The organism is Paraglaciecola sp. QJM3NY_14 (assembly GCF_056173245.1).
In genome coordinates, this window is record NZ_CM149664.1 from 4,670,236 (window position 1) to 4,686,854 (window position 16,619).

A 16,619-nucleotide genomic window follows, 5' to 3' on the forward strand; every position below is an offset into this window, starting at 1 on the left:
ACTGAGGGCAAAAGTAGCCCTTGGCTTGTATATTGGTCTGATTTTTTTGGCTTATTTATTGCAATTTGAGATTGATTACGTAGTCAAATTTAACGCTCGGCCAATCTTGTGGCCTAAGCGCTCGTTTGCGCTTTATTTTCAGCAGAGGATGTTATGTATATAAATAGCCCTGATCAAGTCAGTCGTATTTACCAAATGAGCGATACCGCTACTTCGGTCGCTACAGATTTGAATGCGGCCAATGAAAATCAAACAATAGATAAGGTAACGCTCAGTGACGCAGGGTTAAATGCCGAGAGTAAATTACAGGAGATCGCCGCCAAGTATAATCCAAACAATATGTCTTATAATGAACTGGTCAGCATGGGTACAGAACTGCTCGAACATGGATTAATAACGTCCCAAGAGAGCTTAGCCTTAATGGCTCCCCCTAGTCGAAATTTTGACCCCGATGAGAAATACGACACCATCGCCCTAGCCAAGCAGTCAGCGGCGTCTGATCAGTCCCTAGGCACAATCCATAGCAAAGACGCAAAACTAAGAGCGAGCGTGCTTGAAATGTTGCAAACGATACAAGACTTGTCAGGCAATAGCAGCCAAAATAGAGAAGCTTGAGTACCACCATATGGCCTCTTCTCTAAACCGTAATATGGAATTTGAAGTGGGTTTAGGGTAATTTGCGCCGCTGTATATCACTTACCAACACATTTTACTCACTACCATTATGGGGTTAGGCAAGGAAAAGCATGAAGCTCGCTATCTTATTTATTTTTATTCTTCATTGCGCCAATGCTGTGGCGAGCGGTATTTACAGCGAAGTCCCCGCATCTATCGATTCAAATGCGCGTTATGTTTTTTATTCTCACGGTTTGATTGTCGAAGGCGTTGACACAACGCCAGAACATCCGTCTTGGGGCCCTTATGATTTCCCTGCAATACTTAAGACCTTTTCAACGCTAGACGCCTTCATTATAGCTGAGCACAGGGCGAAAAATACTGACCCTTTTGAGCATGCCAAGAAACTCCAACATCAAGTTCAGTACTTAATGAAAAAGGGCGTATCTCCCAGTAATATAACGCTAGTGGGGTTTTCTCGCGGCGGTTTTATCACCGCTATCACCTCAAGCTACCTAGCTAATAGTGATATTAATTATGTGATTTTAGCTGCTTGCACCAGCAGCCTTGCCACTCATAATGATGTGACTTTACAGGGTAATATCCTCTCAATTTATGAGACTTCAGATACCGTTGGCTCCTGTAAAAACGTCATACCGCGCAGTGGTCATAAGGTGACGTCATTTGAAGAAGTTTCAATTTCTACAGGGCTAGAACATGGCGCTTTCTACCGGCCACATAACGCGTGGGTTGAACCACTTAAAAAATGGTTAAACAAAGCACCCGAAAAAGCGGCTTATAGCGTCCCCAGAAGTGAGGTAGTTGAACTGGAAGAGCCTATATCAAAAAGAGTTTATCCGCTTTTCATCAAGCTTCCTCGCTCTTACCGCACCAATAAAAGTAAGCATTATCCAGTGATCTATCTCACTGACGCACCCTACAGTTTCCCACTGGTCTCTGGCGCCACTCGATTCCCCATGAACAGTGGCACAATGGAAGAAGCAATCATTGTAGCCATTTCATACGCTAAAGGGTCGAAAGGCGCATCAAGCAGAATCAGAGACTTTACCCCTGCAAAAGCCAGCGATTGGAAACTAGAAACAGGCGGCGCAAAAGCCCACTTGACCTTTATTCAAGACATAGTGTTTCCATATATCGAGTCAAATTACCGCGCCCATGATGAACACAGAACATATGTAGGCAACTCCCTTGGCGGACTATTTGGCGCTTATGTGTTATCTACGGCCCCAGAAACATTCTCAGCGTATGTGCTAGGCAGCCCTTCCGTATGGTTCAATAATGACTACTTACTGTCGCTGGCGATGCAAAGCCCGGAGCATAAAACCAAGGTGTATCTTAGCGTCGGCAACCTAGAGTCGCCAGAATTCGGTGAGCGTAAAGACATGGTGAAGGGCGCTCAATTGCTCGCTGAAAAAATAACGGCTGGCGCATCAGAGAATGTAAAACTCAATTTTAAGATTATTGATGGCGCCACACACGCTACCGCATTTCCAACCACGTCCATACAAGGGCTCGACTGGATATACGGCAAGCATGAGTTTTAGCCCTCAATTAAGCGCGATTATTTAGCACTTCTACACGTGTTTGCCGCCTGTCCAGCCGCCTTGGGCGAGCACGTCTTCACCTAGCGCTTTGGGCGTAGCTTCTAAATCTGTGGCCATGGAATCATTCCAGCGGTTTAGAAAGCCATATAAGCAAATAGCGCCTAGAATTTCGACGATTTCATCTTCTTCCCAGTAGGCTCGCATGCGTGCCATAAGTGGCTCATCCACCGCGTTCGGCACTGAACCTGCGGCAAGGGCATAATCAAGGGCCACGCGCTCTGCATCTGAATAAAGTGGGCTGGTTTGGTATTCCCACACTGCGGCGACCTTTTCATCAGAAATACCGTGAATTTTAGCGGCTATTAAGGAGTGCGCTTCACAGTATTGGCAACCTGCAGCTCGGCTTGAAAAGTGTGCCAATAGACGTTTGAAACCTAAATCAACCGTGCCGTCTTTTGCCATCACCGCTTTGGTTAACACCCCAAAACCGCGTACGATGTCTGGTCGGCGCTGCATCGTTAGCAAACTATTGGGTACAAAACCTAAAATTTGTTCAAAGATTGCGAAGTCTTCCGCTAATTCAGGTGTGGTTTCTTTGGGTAAAGGCTGCATATGGGCCATGGATTTTCCTCTCTTGTTATAGTTGGTATATTAATTTCGATGTGCGCATTGCTGCTTATATACACCGAACTTCTTTTGGGGGCTAACAAACTAAAAACCTTACATTTTATTCAGTGCCCATCATGTTCTATTCAGTCATCGCCATGGTATAATGCATACTTTTCGGTGTGAGTACATCCAGCCAACAACTTTGTGCTTTTTCATTTTGTCTCTCTAAGTTGGCAGTCATCGTTAAAACAGATTATCCAACATCCTGAAAATCACGCGGAATAAAGCATGAATGCATTGAATATCAAAGGGCTAACCAAAGTATATAAAGGTGGAACCCGAGCCCTTAATGGGATTAACTTAGCAGTCAAACAGGGGGATTTCTTCGCCCTACTCGGTCCAAACGGCGCTGGCAAATCAACCACAATTGGGATTATCAGTTCTCTGGTGAATAAAACCAGTGGCAGTGCAGACATTTTTGAATACTCGCTAGATACACAACCCGTTGAAGCCAAATCTTGCATTGGCTTGGTGCCACAAGAATTCAATTTTAACCAGTTTGAAACGTTGACCCAGATCGTGGTTAATCAGGCGGGTTATTACGGTGTACCGCGCAATGTCGCCAAAGAGCGTGCCGAAAAATACCTTAAGCAATTGGACTTATGGGAAAAGCGTCACCAGCCAGCGCGCAATTTATCCGGTGGTATGAAGCGTCGCCTGATGATCGCGCGGGCCTTAATGCACGAACCTAGAATGTTAATTTTAGATGAGCCTACCGCAGGGGTGGACATCGAAATACGCCGCTCAATGTGGACTTTCCTAAAAGAGATTAACGAGCAAGGGATCACCATCATACTGACCACTCACTACCTTGAAGAAGCCGAAATGTTGTGCCGCAACATCGCGATTATCGATAAGGGCGTGATTGTACAAAACACCAGTATGAAATCATTGCTTGCCACCTTAAATATTGAAACATTCATTTTTGATTTAGCAGGTGAGCATCAGAATATTGCACTATCGGGCTTTGAATATCGTTTATTGGATGCCCACACGTTAGAAGTGGATGTGGCCAAAGAAGAGAGTTTAAACAACGTTTTTGAGCAGCTATCAAGCCAGCAAATACAAGTATTGAGCATGCGCAATAAGTCGAATCGCTTGGAAGAATTGTTTGTACGCTTGGTTGAATCAGGCCGTGCGGAGCTAGCGAATAATGAACAAAAAAAGAAGGAGTTAGCGAATGGGTAATCGCACCATGATTGCGCTGCAAACACTGTGGATAAAAGAGTGCACTCGCTTCTTGCGTATTTGGATACAAACGCTTGTGCCACCAGCGATTACGATGTCCTTGTACTTTGTGATATTCGGTAACTTAATTGGCAGTCGCATCGGCCAAATGGGCGGCTTTAGCTACATGGAGTTTATTGTACCTGGGCTGATTATGATGGCAGTGATCACCAATTCATATTCAAATGTATCCTCCTCTTTTTACAGTGCTAAGTTTCAGCACAACATTGAAGAATTGTTAGTGGCGCCCATTCCAAACTGGGTGATCATAGCGGGTTTTGTGGGCGGCGGGGTCGCACGGGCGATACTCATTGGTATTATCGTGACATGTGTATCCATGTTGTTTGTCGATATAAGCCTGCACAGTATTCCCATTATTATCATTACCTTGCTATTAACGTCGATTTTGTTTGCTACCGCAGGCTTAATTAACGCCATATTTGCTAAGTCGTTCGATGATATCAGCGTGGTACCTACCTTCGTGTTGACGCCATTGACCTACTTAGGCGGGGTGTTTTATTCGTTAACATTGTTGCCTGAATTCTGGCAATGGGTCAGTAAAATTAACCCTATCGTGTACATGGTGAATGGCTTTCGCTATGGGTTTTTAGGGGTGTCTGACGTGGATTACGTGTATTCATTGGGTTTGTTAGTGGTATTTAATGTGGTGTTGCTAGGTTTTGCGTATTCACTGATTAATCGCGGCGTTGGCATTAGAAGCTAGGTGAAATAACAAACGTGAGTCATAACTATTCTGCGCCCGAAGGCAATTCTCGGCATATCGATAGCAATCAAACTGGGGTGCATGAAAAGCTCCCAGATTTGGTTGCTCGTCACTTGCAACACGCCAGCCAGCGCCCATTGACGGAACATACCTTACAAGCATTTTCCCAAGCGCAAGACTGGCTAGATGATTGGCAAGGGCCGCTGATTTTAGATGCATGCTGTGGTGTAGGCGAAAGCACCGGACACATTGCCAATCAGCACCCAGAGGCCAAAGTCATAGGGGTCGACAAGTCAGCGCTGCGCGTGGGCAAACATGAGCATTACAGTCTAAAGCAGGATAATGCCTTGATACTCAGAGCGGATCTAAATGACTTCTGGCGTTTGGCGGTGAAAGCCGAATGGCGTTTGAGTAAACACTTTTTGCTCTACCCTAATCCTTATCCTAAAGCAGCGCATGTGCAAAGACGTTGGCACGGCAGCCCAGCATTTGCAGAAATCGTTAAATTGGGCGGGCAACTTGAAGTGCGTAGCAACTGGCAAATTTACATTCAGGAATTTGCTTTGGCCCTTGAACTAGCAGGGTTTAGCGCAGACATGAAGCAATATAACCATGCGCAAGCTATCACCCCATTTGAACGCAAATATTGGGCTAGCGGCCAACACAGTTGGCAAGTGATTAGCCAGTTGTAATCGCGGTTTGATGCACAGTTGTCATTGCAATTTATCTAACGCTCTTTAGTGTGCTTGCGCCTTCGGTTGGCTGAAATAAAAGCCTTGGGCGTAACGCACATTAAGATGTTTAAGCAGGTTTAATTGTTCTTCACTTTCAAGGTGTTGAGCGACTAAATCAATATTTTTACGTCGCCCCTGTTCGCACAGTGCCTTGATCACGGTTTGTGCTTTTTCATTTTTGGCTAGGTCTGCCAACACTGGGCCTGAAATTTTCACCCCACTGATCGGTAAAGCGAGTAAATGCTCTACCTGACCTACATCTGGCTCTAGGTTATCAACAAACAAGCTCAAGCCCAGCTTTTTGCATAAAAAGGAAAATGTTTCAAAGGTATCTGTGTCTGCCAACACGTTTTGCGCTGTCACTTCTAATGCCACCCGCTGAGGATTGGGGTAGCTCTGAGCTTGATTGCTTAAAAACCGGTGAATGCCCTCGTCTTGCATATCGGCTAGGCTAATATTGATATTCCACGGGATGTCACGCTCACGAAAATATTGCGCACTGCGATTAAAAATCGTTTCGGTCAATTGAGAGCGACTCTCCTGACGGTCAACCAAGTACAGGAACTCGGTAGGAATAAACGGGTGCTCACCTAAGGTAATTAAACGGGCTAAGCATTCGTAGCGCCAAACCTGATTAGTGGATAAATCCATAATCGGTTGGAAGAAGGGCACGACATTGTCGAGGTTAAAGCTTTCTGTGACTTGAGATACTTTCATAATAGACAGCATTTTTTCTTTATACTATAGCAAGTTAGCGCCCTAAGGCTAGGGTGGATTGAGCAACTTTTATACACATTTTTACTTATTTCTGTTTGCCACATATTCTGTTACGTAAAAAGAGTCCTTAAAAAGCGACTTTCCCTTCTTATAAACGCGGTGTTTATGTTGGTCTAGGTGAAAAATTAATGTAAAGTTCGCGACCTGAAAGTTTTCATATGAGGTGTCAAGAGTGGCCGTAGCTGAAGTCAGTTTAGAGCATTTGTTTAGAGTGTTTACCATGCCCGAAGGTAAAGATTCTAAATTGGCTCAAATTGAGCAGCATCTGTCAGATAACTTGGCTGATTTTTTGTCTCAACACGTGGTGACCAAGGTCACGTCACTTGAGCAAATTGAACAAAGTTTCGCTGAATTTAATGTGCCTGAACACCCAGAGTTTGTCTCGGAGCACGCCGCTAATTTACTCGAGAAGTTAGTCGCTAATTCTGTTAACACCTATTCGCCAACGTTTATCGGGCACATGACCTCTGCCTTACCTTATTTTCATTTATCGTTAGCTAAATTATTAGTTGGCTTAAATCAAAATTTGGTCAAAATCGAAACCTCTAAAGCCTTTACGCCTTTGGAGCGTCAAGTATTGGGCATGATGCATGAACTGGTGTATGCCCAGAAAAGTGACTTTTATAACACCTATCTACATAACGCTAATCACGCACTTGGGGCATTTTGCTCTGGCGGCACGATAGCGAACGTAACCGCCTTGTGGGTTGCACGCAACAAAGCCTTAGCCGCCGATGGTGTATTTAAAGGGGTTGCCCGTGAAGGCTTAGCGGCAGGTTTAGCTCATTATGGCTATAAGAAAATGGCAATTTTGTCATCTCGCCGCGGTCATTACTCTCTGTCAAAATCTGTAGACATACTCGGGTTAGGCCGTGAACAGCTCATCACGCTAGACTGCCCTACACAGCGTTTGTCACCTGAAAAGGCACTGGCCTTCGGTAAAGAATACGCAGAACAAGGCAATAAAATTCTTAGCATAGTTGGCGTTGCCGGCACCACAGAAACAGGCCATGTAGATCCACTAGATGAACTGGCTGACGTTGCCCAAGAGTTAGGTTGCCACTTTCATGTGGACGCGGCCTGGGGCGGTGCTACGTTATTCTCAAGCACCCATAGAAAGATCCTTAAGGGTATTGAACGCGCAGATTCAGTTACCATAGATGCGCACAAGCAAATGTATGTGCCTATGGGCGCGGGTATGGTGTTGTTTAAAGATCCTAACGACAGCAATGCGGTACGCCACCATGCAAACTACATACTACGAGCTGGTTCAAAAGACTTGGGTGCCACGACATTGGAAGGCTCGCGTAACGGTATGGCCATGATGGTATATGCGTCATTGCATATATTTGGTCGCCAAGGTTACGAATTGTTGATTGATCAAAGTATCGAGAAAGCGAAAGTTTTCGCTCGAATGATCCAGTCTCACCCGGATTTCGAGTTGATTACGCACCCTACTTTGTCGTTACTTACTTATCGAGTGAATCCCCAAGAGGTGCAGCAACGGGTCAAAGCCGACTCTTCGTTAAACGTAAAATTTAATGAAAAACTCGATAAACTCACCGTATATGTACAAAAGCAGCAACGTGAGGCGGGTAAGTCTTTTGTGTCGCGTACCCGCTTACAGACTCAAACTTACGGCGATCAAACCATGACAGTGTTTCGTGTGGTATTAGCAAATCCGTTAACCACTGAAAATGATTTACAAAACATCCTGGATGAGCAAATCGCGATTGCCAGCAAAAGCCAAAACTGGGCTGAGTTAACCGAAAAGGTAATCTAGTTGGCTTTGTCGGACCCCACTAAAAAGGCCGTTAGTTCACACTAACGGCCTTTTTGCTAATGAAGGTGACAGTAATGGCTGTTAGGCCAACGAAACCTGCAAATTGTCGATTAAGCGGGTACGGCCTAAAAAAGCGGCTGCCAAGATAACGACGTTAGTTTCTTCATGCCCAGGCTGTAAAAGCGTATCGGCTGAACGAATTTCAATGTAATCGATACTAAAGCCCGCTTCGGCAAGCTGCTCACAGCACTCACTGGTAATACGTGAAAAATCACGACGACCCGATTCAATCTTTTGCTGCATCTCTTGTAAGCGCGTATACAAAGTGGGGGCAAGCGCACGCTGCTCAGCATTTAAATACTGGTTACGCGAGCTCATGGCCAAACCATCAGTTTCGCGAGTAGTCTTTACACCATGCACGGTTAGGTTCATCGACAGGTCGGTGACCATGGCTTTAATGACTTGTAGTTGCTGAAAGTCTTTTTCACCAAAGAACGCCATATTCGGCTGAACCATATTGAACAGCTTACACACTATCGTTGCCACACCGCGGAAATGCCCAGGACGACTCGCACCGCAAATCATATAGGAAATACCCGGCACTTCTACGAACGTTTGCTGCTCCAAGCCACGAGAGTAAATATCCTTCACTTGCGGAGTAAAGAGTACATCTACCCCCATCTCGCTAAGCACATTACGATCGTTCTCTAATGTGCGCGGGTACGCTTCTAAATCTTCATCTGGTCCGAATTGTAATGGGTTAACAAAGATCGATACCACCACAATATCAGCCTTTAATTTAGCTTCTTTAACCAAATTAAGGTGACCTTGATGTAAGTTGCCCATGGTGGGAACAAAAGCTATCACTTTGGAATCTGCCTGCCAGCTGCGGCGCACATCGCGCAAGCTAGCAATATTACTGATCACTCGCATACTTGACTCACTTACTGAAACTATGGGCTTCAGACGGGAAAGAACCATCTTTCACTTCTTCTATATACTGACTCACCGCTGTGCGCATATCGCCAGTCTCTTGAAGGTAGTTTTTTGAAAATTTCGGCATGTAATTGGCGCTGATACCAAACATGTCGTGCATCACTAAAATTTGTCCGTCGGTTTCTGGACCCGCGCCAATTCCTATAACCGGAATATCAACTGCCTGAGATATCGCACCTGCCAGTTCTGTCGGTACGCACTCAAGTACCAACAACTGTATACCCGCCGCAGCCATTTCTTTGGCCTGTTCGAGCATTTGCTCTGCTTGCAGATCATCGCGGCCTTGTACCTTAAAGCCCCCGAAAACGTGTACTGACTGAGGTGTTAAGCCTAAATGACCGCAAACAGGGACACCACGCTCATTTAAACCTTGAATGCTCTCAAGTAACCAGCGACCGCCTTCAAGTTTGACCATACTTGCACCAGCAGCCATTAGCTTTGCCGCGTTCAAGTAGGTTTGCTCTGGGGTGGAATAAGACATAAACGGCATATCTGCGATAACAAATGCGCGCTCAACGCCTTTACGCACAGCCCGAGTGTGATAGGCCACATCATCAATGCTGACGCCTAATGTATCGTCACAGCCTTGCAAAACCATGCCCAACGAGTCACCAATCAGCAGTACGTCTATCCCTTGCTCATCAAACAATTTTGAGAAGCTCGCATCATATGCGGTAAGCGCACTAATTTTTTCGCTTTGTTGCTTCATTTTCAACAACGTGGAAGTTGTGACTTTTTTCATTTTGAATCACTCCAGTACGATGAACACTAAATAGAGCTTGAGTAAATCAGGCACTATACGGATTTTTTAGCGGATTTCTATCACACTCACTTATAGGGTAATTTTTCCAACCCATTGAGGGGGCAGTTAATGAGCAATTCGGTCAATTTAGGGCCGTTTGGTAGTTGTAATTCGGGGGCAATTTCATGCAAAGGATACAAAACGAACTCTCGCTCTTTCATACCGTAATGTGGCACAGTAAGTTCAACTGAATCAATAATTTGAGTACCAAAAATAAGAATATCTAAATCTAAAGTACGCGGCCCCCAACGCTCTGCTTTACGCACACGACCATGCTCAAGCTCAATTTTTTGTAAGCAATGGAGAAATTCGACAGCTTGCATTTTTGTTTGCACTTCAACCACCGCATTAACATAGCTAGGTTGGTCTTGTGGTCCCATAGGGCGACTGATATACAAGCTCGAGGTGGCCGATATATGTGAAGCAGGCAATAACTCAATTGCCCGTAATGCTTGGCTTATTTGTTGTTGAGGCTGGGCCAAATTGCTCCCTAGCCCAACATAAACTTGGCTCATTGGGCGGCTTTCTTCTTGCCTCTGTAGCGGCTTCTGCGCTTAGGTGCACCGCCGCCTTCTTTCTCGCGTAGCGTTTTTAACATCCCTTGGCGCTGCTCAGGGTTAACGTTTTGAAAATCTGTCCACCACTGAGCTAACGAGAGTAGCTCACCGCCTTCGATCTGCCCACGAATAAGCAAGAAATCATAGGCAGCCCTAAATTTAGGGTGTTCAAGCATTTGAAACGCTCTGCGTCCGTATCGCTTTGGAAGACGTTGTTGCAACTGCCAAATTTCGCGCACTGTGATGGTAAAACGTTTGGGGATCATAATGCGTTGAATTTGACGGTGCAGAACATCGCTCAAGGCTAAATTAAACGCGTCAAAGTGGTTTAGGCCACCTTCCACCATATGTTGCTGACAACGCTCTTCTAATGGATACCATAACAAGGCTGCAAAAATGAACGCTGGGGTCACTTTCATATCCGAGTTAATACGGTTATCCGTATTCATCAGCACTTGCTCAATAAACGCAAGTTCACGACTATTTTGCGATTTTAGTAAAGGGGTGAGCTGAGGGAACAACTGTTCAAATAAACCGAATTCGTTGAGTAACTTGTAGGTTTCTAGTCCTTGGCCCGATAACAGTAGCTTTAGTACTTCTTCAAACAAACGCGCTGGAGGAATATTCGCCATTAATGGAGCGAGTTCGTACATCGGCTTGGCGGTTTCAGGGCTTATTTTCATACCCAATTTCACAGCAAAACGCACCGCACGTAACATACGCACCGGATCTTCACGGTAACGAGTAGCAGGGTCGCCAATCATAGTGATTTGACGCTTTTTAACTGCTTCCATGCCGTTGGCAAAATCATGAATACTGTAATCAGCGATGTTGTAATACATCGCATTAACGGTGAAGTCACGACGCTCTGCGTCTTCTTCTATGCTGCCAAACACGTTGTCACGAAGTAACTGGCCATGATCGCTTTGCTTGCTCAAATTCTGCTCTTTGGCATTTTCGTCTTCAACAGGGTGATGACCACGAAAAGTGGCAACTTCGATAACTTCTCGACCAAACACCACGTGCGCTAAACGAAACCGACGGCCAATTAGGCGGCAGTTTCTGAACAATTCTTTGACCTGTTCAGGGGTCGCGTCTGTAGTGACGTCAAAATCTTTGGGTTTTTTACCCAATAGAATATCGCGCACACAGCCGCCAACTAAAAAAGCTTGATAACCGTTATTATGCAGACGGTACAGCACCTTTAGCGCGTTATCGCTAATGTCACTGCGGGATACCGGATGTTCAGCACGGGGAATAATGTTGGCAACAAGAGTGGTTTTAGCTGTGCTCGGCGTACTTTTAAACGCCTCTTTAACCTTGTTGATTACGCGAGAAATAATAAGTTCAGCTCCAATATAAAGGATTACCCAAAACAGGTTTTTTAACGCGTGGGATCATAACCTGTCTTACGCGTCAATTCTATTGTCAAACGCACTCGCATCGTTTGCGATAAGTGCTATGTGCCAGTTGTTCAGTGCGAATTCTAAAATATCGTTCACCGTGGCATTATTCAGCGCCCTAGGAACCGGCAAACCTAAGACCTCCAGAGCCCTGCATAAATTGCTGTTAGCAACAGCATCATTCAACCCTGGGGCATGGTTTTGCTTACTCAGTTTTTGACCGTTATCTCCCATCACAAGTGGTAAATGCAGGTATGCGGGGGCTAGTTGGTCAAACAATTGATATAAAGCTAGCTGATATGCGGTAGAGGGCAGAATATCAGCACCTCGCACTACTTCGGTCACGCCAGCGTATATATCATCCACGACCACAGCTAGTTGATAGGCATATAACCCATCTTTACGGCGCAAAATAAAATCATCACAGGCACCTTTTGCAAACGAAACCGCCCCTAATGCTAAATCTTGAATATGCTGCCCCCCCAAGGTATTCCTCAGGACAGTGGCACATTCATTTTTTGCCAAGGCTAATTGCGCGCAGGGGCAAGATTGCCCTTTAGGGTTGGCGAGTCGTTGCTTTCTATTACATTGGCAACAATAACTATGACCATTTGCCTGCAGCCAATTGAGTGCTTGCTCATATCGCTCGTGGCTGTCATGTTGATAAGTCACTTCGTCGTCCCATAACAGCCCGTGACGAACGAGTGACTCTTTTATGAGATCATCTGCACCAACAAGCGCTCGTGGGGGATCAATATCTTCTATGCGTAGTAACCATTTCCCGTCCATTTGCCGCGCACGTATATAACTGCCTAAAGCGGCCACGAGGGAACCTAAATGCAATGGTCCAGAGGGGGATGGCGCAAATCGACCTACATAAGAGGTATCTTGGTTAAGGCGCTGTGCAACGAAAGGTAAATTCATTAACCTAAGTAATGTGTAAACATAAAAAAAGCTGCATTGAGCAGCTTTTCTTTATTTATCAGTATTAACCTTGTAGCTGCTTTTCTTTAATTTCAGCTAGGGTCTTACAATCGATACACATATCAGCGGTAGGACGGGCTTCTAAACGCCTAACACCAATTTCGATACCACAGGTATCACAGAAGCCAAAATCGTCTTCTTCGATACGCTTAAGGGTTTTCTCGATTTTTTTGATCAATTTGCGCTCACGGTCACGGGTTCTAAGTTCAATACTGAACTCTTCTTCCTGTGCTGCCCGATCGACTGGGTCAGGGAAGTTAGCCGCTTCGTCTTGCATATGATGCACGGTACGATCTACTTCTTGGCGTAATTGGTCGCGCCATGCTTTTAGCAACAAACGGAAATGCTCCATTTGTTTTTCATTCATGTATTCCTCGCCTGCTTTCTCCTGATAGGGAGTAAGACCAGCTAGGGCTAATAATCCGAGTGTTTTATTCGTATTTCCTGTTGGCATCAGCCAATTCTCCTTAACTACGAGCACAGGACGGTTTTGTGCAAGCGGGTATGTATAACAGAAAGAAATACCGCTGGCAATTCCACGCACTGACCTGCTATTCATGCTAAAAACCAAATTCCGACGGGCAATATGGCGATGTCGGCGAAAAAAGCAACTTATATTTTCATACAATCATGGGTAGTCGTTGATTTAGCGTAATATTTTGTTCGTTAATCGCACACGAGTAAGCTAACACTTCTACCCCAACGTCAACAGCATGCTTAAACATTTGCGCATATTTTGGATCAATATGTTCTGCAATTTTAACGCTTTGAATGCCACTGTGCTGCACACAAAAGAGTAAAACAGCGCGATACCCCTGTTCGACCATAGCGGCAAGCTCACGCAAATGCTTTTGACCGCGTACCGTTTTCGCGTCCGGAAAGTACCCCTGCCCCTCTTCCAATAAGGTCACCGATTTGACTTCAACATAGCAATCTTTCTTATCGCTACTACTTAGAAGAAAATCAATTCTGCTGTTTTCATGCCCAAAACGCACTTCAGGACGAACGGTTTCATATCCCTGCAACTCTTGAATAGCGTGTGTTGCCAATGCCTCTGCAACTATTTTGTTTGCGTTATTGGTATTGATGCCAATCCAATGGCCTTGATGCGTTACTCCTAACTCCCAAGTATAGCCCAGTTTGCGCTTAGGGTTATTACTTGGGGAGAGCCAAACCTGCATCCCGGGTTCAGCACATCCGGTCATTGCTCCGGTGTTAGGACAGTGCGCAACGACCTCTTCACCGTTTAACAACGTAACGTCGGTTAAAAATCGTTTGTAACGTTTAACCAATATCCCTTCAATCAAACTGTTATAAAATTGCATTCATCACCATACTGTTTATCGTTACAAAGTTGTTATGATATCGGCTTACTTTTCTTAGGAGTGTTTTATGTCTCGACTTTCTATCCAACTGTCTAACGCGCCAGCACCTGCCCACTGGGGTAAAAACGCTGTACTCTCGTTCGACAATGAAAGCGCTACAATCCATTTATTATCAGATGATCCTCAAAACCGAACCATTCGCCGGGCAGCGCGCATTTTAGACGGTTTAAATTTAGATTTCGTGACTTTATGCGGTAAGTGGCATATCGAACAGCAATGGGCGTTTGCTTACAGTTTCACGAACACCAAAAAACAACACCATATTCAATGGGTTGATGACGAGAATAGCGACACGCTAACGCAGCGCTACCAAGCCTTGGTTTTTACCCGTAATCAAACAAATGCCACCCCTGAAGACCTCTCCCCTGAAAAGCTAGCGAGCACCAGTGTTGAGTGGCTAACCAGCCTAAGTCCAAGTCACGTCACTGCAAAACAATGGGTGGGCGAAGAACTTGTCGAGCAACAATGGCATGGTTTGTACAATGTTGGCCGAGGTAGCCAGCGCCCGCCGGTCATGCTTGAAGTAGATTTCAACCCTACTGACGATCCTCTTGCGCCTGTTAGTGCTGCGTTGGTTGGCAAAGGCATCACCTTTGACAGCGGCGGTTATAGCATTAAAAGCAGTGAAGGTATGCTGCAAATGAAATGTGATATGGGCGGGGCGGCTATGGTAACAGGCGGCTTAGGCTTAGCGATTATGCAAGGTCTAAACAAACGAGTGAAACTATATTTGTGCTGTGCTGAGAACCTTATAAGCGGTCACGCTTATAAATTAGGCGACATCATCACCTATAAAAATGGCACGACAGTAGAAATCGTCAATACCGATGCAGAAGGTCGATTAGTGCTAGCTGACGGTCTGATGGCAGCCAGTGAAACTCAGGCCCCCTTGATTATTGATGCTGCAACCTTAACCGGTGCTGCAAGTGCTGCGTTAGGTCGTGATTACAATGCGCTATTTGCCTTGGATAAAAACTTGATGCAACGCGTGCTAGGTTACGCCAGTGAGGAAAATGAACCCGCTTGGCCTTTGCCTCTTGAGCTATGGCATCAAGAAAAGTGTCCATCAAATTATGCAGATACTGCCAATAGCCGTGCACAAAAAGGGGGTGGCGCGGGCGGCGCATCAAACGCGGCGGGATTTTTGTCTCGGTTTGTGGGTAATAAGGGACAAGGTTGGTTACATATGGATTTAGCCGCCGCATTTAATGACAGCGCTGATGCTTACACACCCGCTGGCGCGTCTGGCTTGGGTATTAGAACCATAGCCAAAGCACTATTGTCTGAATAATCGCCCTTATTTTTAGACTTTATTAGCAGATGCAAAACAGACTTAGGTACGCTGGTCGTACCTAAGGTTACTGAAATAGCACTTTAGATATCAAGACGTTCACAGCCCACCTAAGCGCTCAGCCAACACTTTGTATTTCTCTACGTCGGCAGAATTAAACAGCGGTTTTCCCTGTTCGTCTTTATCAACGGCAATCAACAAACTTTCACGCTCTAGCCGCTCAACACGTATCACTTCGACGCCCAAAAAATTCGCTACTTCATCCACTGTCATCACACTCATTTTTTGATCCTTCTTTCAATTAAAACGCCAAATACTGGCATGGGTACTTCTCGTTAGCAAAGTTCTGTTAGTCAACCATAGCAAAGAATTTACCCTTGAGCTGTTGATCTTTGGCAACTTAAAATAATAAAAATAGATAAATCTTTCAATCAGATGGGCTGAGCAGCATAGTTGTTATACACTTGCGCTATCACCCCTTTGTGAAATTACCTACCAATAGAGTAGCATTATGGATACTTGGTCTGCGGCCATTACATTATTTTTGATTATGGACCCACTTGGTAACCTTCCTGTGTTCATGTCTGTGCTAAAAACGATTGAGCCCAAGCGACGCCGTATCGTTTTGATCCGCGAATTGATTTTTTCGCTGTTGATCATGTTGGGATTTTTATTCAGCGGTCAGGCTGTATTAGATTTTCTAAGCGTCAAACAAGAAACGGTGAGCATCGCTGGTGGTATTATTTTATTTTTGATTGCCTTGAAAATGATATTCCCTCAACCAGGTGGGGTAACAGGACTGCCTGCAGGTGAAGAGCCTTTTATTGTCCCTTTAGCCATTCCTATGGTCGCTGGACCGTCCATTCTCGCAGCCTTAATTTTGTTGGCCAATCAAGATCACAGCCGCATGCTGGATTGGTCTTTAGCACTTTTAGCTGCTTGGTCCGTCAGTGCGGTGATATTGATGTTTTCGAGTGTATTCCATCGCGTATTGGGCGAGCGCGGACTTATCGCTATTGAGCGTTTGATGGGCATGATCTTAATTATGATTTCAATTCAAATGCTGCTAGATGGCATCGGAAAATTCTATTCGCTGGTGTAATCGGC

18 protein-coding genes are annotated in these 16,619 nt (G+C 45.2%); 8 read left to right on the top strand and 10 right to left on the bottom strand.

The features are described 5' to 3' along the window. Positions 1-153: 153 nt before the first annotated feature. Both AC0VYA_RS19865 and AC0VYA_RS19870 read left to right on the top strand, forming a co-directional pair. Complete coding sequence (locus AC0VYA_RS19865; RefSeq protein WP_475489420.1) at positions 154-615, top strand: hypothetical protein; 462 nt, start codon at positions 154-156, stop codon at positions 613-615. A gap of 131 nt (positions 616-746) precedes the next feature. After that, positions 747-2,180 carry an alpha/beta hydrolase gene (locus AC0VYA_RS19870; protein ID WP_475489421.1) on the top strand — a complete coding sequence of 478 codons (1,434 nt, stop codon included), beginning with the start codon at positions 747-749 and terminating at the stop codon, positions 2,178-2,180. Between the two features lie 30 nt (positions 2,181-2,210). Here AC0VYA_RS19870 and AC0VYA_RS19875 read toward each other — a convergent pair whose 3' ends face one another. Next, on the bottom strand, positions 2,211-2,801 hold the full coding sequence (locus AC0VYA_RS19875) for a carboxymuconolactone decarboxylase family protein (protein WP_011576633.1): 591 nt from the start codon (positions 2,799-2,801) through the stop codon (positions 2,211-2,213). A gap of 276 nt (positions 2,802-3,077) precedes the next feature. Between AC0VYA_RS19875 and AC0VYA_RS19880 the strand changes: the two genes are divergently transcribed. The 3 genes from AC0VYA_RS19880 to trmB are packed head-to-tail and all read left to right on the top strand — an operon-like array spanning position 3,078 to position 5,492. Beyond that, positions 3,078-4,037, top strand: a complete 960-nt coding sequence (locus AC0VYA_RS19880) for an ABC transporter ATP-binding protein (protein WP_475489422.1) — start codon at positions 3,078-3,080, stop codon at positions 4,035-4,037. Continuing rightward, positions 4,030-4,800, top strand: coding sequence for an ABC transporter permease (locus tag AC0VYA_RS19885; protein ID WP_475489423.1), 771 nt, complete (start codon positions 4,030-4,032; stop codon positions 4,798-4,800). Before AC0VYA_RS19880 ends, AC0VYA_RS19885 begins: the two co-directional genes overlap by 8 nt. Positions 4,801-4,814: 14 nt before the next feature. Next, complete coding sequence (trmB, locus tag AC0VYA_RS19890; protein ID WP_475489424.1) at positions 4,815-5,492, top strand: tRNA (guanine(46)-N(7))-methyltransferase TrmB; 678 nt, start codon at positions 4,815-4,817, stop codon at positions 5,490-5,492. A gap of 45 nt (positions 5,493-5,537) precedes the next feature. Here trmB and AC0VYA_RS19895 read toward each other — a convergent pair whose 3' ends face one another. Next, a complete protein-coding gene (locus AC0VYA_RS19895; protein ID WP_232283264.1) occupies positions 5,538-6,251 on the bottom strand; it encodes an EAL domain-containing protein in 714 nt (237 codons plus the stop codon). 232 nt (positions 6,252-6,483) lie between these two features. On the opposite strand from AC0VYA_RS19895, the gene panP reads away from it, so the two are divergent. After that, the gene (gene panP, locus AC0VYA_RS19900; RefSeq protein ID WP_475489425.1) at positions 6,484-8,094 is read left to right on the top strand and encodes a pyridoxal-dependent aspartate 1-decarboxylase PanP; all 1,611 of its coding nucleotides are present in this window, start codon (positions 6,484-6,486) and stop codon (positions 8,092-8,094) included. 81 nt (positions 8,095-8,175) lie between these two features. On the opposite strand, the gene panC is transcribed toward panP, so the two are convergent. The 7 genes from panC to sfsA form a co-directional block, all read right to left on the bottom strand. Further along, positions 8,176-9,027, bottom strand: coding sequence for a pantoate--beta-alanine ligase (gene panC / locus AC0VYA_RS19905; protein WP_473476557.1), 852 nt, complete (start codon positions 9,025-9,027; stop codon positions 8,176-8,178). A gap of 7 nt (positions 9,028-9,034) precedes the next feature. Then, positions 9,035-9,832, bottom strand: a complete 798-nt coding sequence (gene panB, locus AC0VYA_RS19910; RefSeq protein ID WP_011576639.1) for a 3-methyl-2-oxobutanoate hydroxymethyltransferase — start codon at positions 9,830-9,832, stop codon at positions 9,035-9,037. A gap of 86 nt (positions 9,833-9,918) precedes the next feature. After that, the gene (gene folK / locus AC0VYA_RS19915; RefSeq protein WP_475489426.1) at positions 9,919-10,407 is read right to left on the bottom strand and encodes a 2-amino-4-hydroxy-6-hydroxymethyldihydropteridine diphosphokinase; all 489 of its coding nucleotides are present in this window, start codon (positions 10,405-10,407) and stop codon (positions 9,919-9,921) included. After that, positions 10,404-11,708, bottom strand: a complete 1,305-nt coding sequence (gene pcnB / locus AC0VYA_RS19920; RefSeq protein ID WP_475491102.1) for a polynucleotide adenylyltransferase PcnB — start codon at positions 11,706-11,708, stop codon at positions 10,404-10,406. The genes folK and pcnB overlap by 4 nt, the downstream gene beginning before the upstream one ends. Before the next feature lie 150 nt (positions 11,709-11,858). Then, entirely contained in the window at positions 11,859-12,776 is a 918-nt protein-coding gene (gene gluQRS, locus AC0VYA_RS19925; protein ID WP_475489427.1) for a tRNA glutamyl-Q(34) synthetase GluQRS, read from the bottom strand. Between the two features lie 64 nt (positions 12,777-12,840). Beyond that, positions 12,841-13,290, bottom strand: coding sequence for an RNA polymerase-binding protein DksA (gene dksA, locus AC0VYA_RS19930; protein ID WP_011576643.1), 450 nt, complete (start codon positions 13,288-13,290; stop codon positions 12,841-12,843). Between the two features lie 166 nt (positions 13,291-13,456). Beyond that, positions 13,457-14,161, bottom strand: coding sequence for a DNA/RNA nuclease SfsA (gene sfsA / locus AC0VYA_RS19935; RefSeq protein ID WP_473476564.1), 705 nt, complete (start codon positions 14,159-14,161; stop codon positions 13,457-13,459). 67 nt (positions 14,162-14,228) lie between these two features. On the opposite strand from sfsA, the gene pepB reads away from it, so the two are divergent. Next, complete coding sequence (gene pepB, locus AC0VYA_RS19940) at positions 14,229-15,512, top strand: aminopeptidase PepB (RefSeq protein WP_475489428.1); 1,284 nt, start codon at positions 14,229-14,231, stop codon at positions 15,510-15,512. A gap of 99 nt (positions 15,513-15,611) precedes the next feature. Here the strand turns inward: pepB and AC0VYA_RS19945 are convergent, their stop codons facing one another. Continuing rightward, positions 15,612-15,794, bottom strand: a complete 183-nt coding sequence (locus AC0VYA_RS19945; RefSeq protein ID WP_011576646.1) for a hypothetical protein — start codon at positions 15,792-15,794, stop codon at positions 15,612-15,614. Between the two features lie 229 nt (positions 15,795-16,023). On the opposite strand from AC0VYA_RS19945, the gene AC0VYA_RS19950 reads away from it, so the two are divergent. Further along, positions 16,024-16,614: a YhgN family NAAT transporter gene (locus tag AC0VYA_RS19950; RefSeq protein WP_006992952.1), complete on the top strand. Its 591-nt coding sequence runs from the start codon at positions 16,024-16,026 to the stop codon at positions 16,612-16,614. Positions 16,615-16,619: the final 5 nt, after the last annotated feature.

What these genes read in the sequence shown, in the direction of transcription:
- AC0VYA_RS19950 (WP_006992952.1), top strand. Translation starts at nt 16,024, where the DNA reads ATGGATACTTGGTCTGCGGCCATTACATTATTTTTGATTATGGACCCA.
- AC0VYA_RS19895 (WP_232283264.1), bottom strand. Translation starts at nt 6,251, where the DNA reads ATGAAAGTATCTCAAGTCACAGAAAGCTTTAACCTCGACAATGTCGTG.
- AC0VYA_RS19945 (WP_011576646.1), bottom strand. Translation starts at nt 15,794, where the DNA reads ATGAGTGTGATGACAGTGGATGAAGTAGCGAATTTTTTGGGCGTCGAA.
- panB (WP_011576639.1), bottom strand. Translation starts at nt 9,832, where the DNA reads ATGAAAAAAGTCACAACTTCCACGTTGTTGAAAATGAAGCAACAAAGC.
- AC0VYA_RS19875 (WP_011576633.1), bottom strand. Translation starts at nt 2,801, where the DNA reads ATGGCCCATATGCAGCCTTTACCCAAAGAAACCACACCTGAATTAGCG.
- AC0VYA_RS19880 (WP_475489422.1), top strand. Translation starts at nt 3,078, where the DNA reads ATGAATGCATTGAATATCAAAGGGCTAACCAAAGTATATAAAGGTGGA.
- folK (WP_475489426.1), bottom strand. Translation starts at nt 10,407, where the DNA reads ATGAGCCAAGTTTATGTTGGGCTAGGGAGCAATTTGGCCCAGCCTCAA.
- panC (WP_473476557.1), bottom strand. Translation starts at nt 9,027, where the DNA reads ATGCGAGTGATCAGTAATATTGCTAGCTTGCGCGATGTGCGCCGCAGC.
- pepB (WP_475489428.1), top strand. Translation starts at nt 14,229, where the DNA reads ATGTCTCGACTTTCTATCCAACTGTCTAACGCGCCAGCACCTGCCCAC.
- AC0VYA_RS19870 (WP_475489421.1), top strand. Translation starts at nt 747, where the DNA reads ATGAAGCTCGCTATCTTATTTATTTTTATTCTTCATTGCGCCAATGCT.
- gluQRS (WP_475489427.1), bottom strand. Translation starts at nt 12,776, where the DNA reads ATGAATTTACCTTTCGTTGCACAGCGCCTTAACCAAGATACCTCTTAT.
- AC0VYA_RS19885 (WP_475489423.1), top strand. Translation starts at nt 4,030, where the DNA reads ATGGGTAATCGCACCATGATTGCGCTGCAAACACTGTGGATAAAAGAG.
- AC0VYA_RS19865 (WP_475489420.1), top strand. Translation starts at nt 154, where the DNA reads ATGTATATAAATAGCCCTGATCAAGTCAGTCGTATTTACCAAATGAGC.
- dksA (WP_011576643.1), bottom strand. Translation starts at nt 13,290, where the DNA reads ATGCCAACAGGAAATACGAATAAAACACTCGGATTATTAGCCCTAGCT.
- sfsA (WP_473476564.1), bottom strand. Translation starts at nt 14,161, where the DNA reads ATGCAATTTTATAACAGTTTGATTGAAGGGATATTGGTTAAACGTTAC.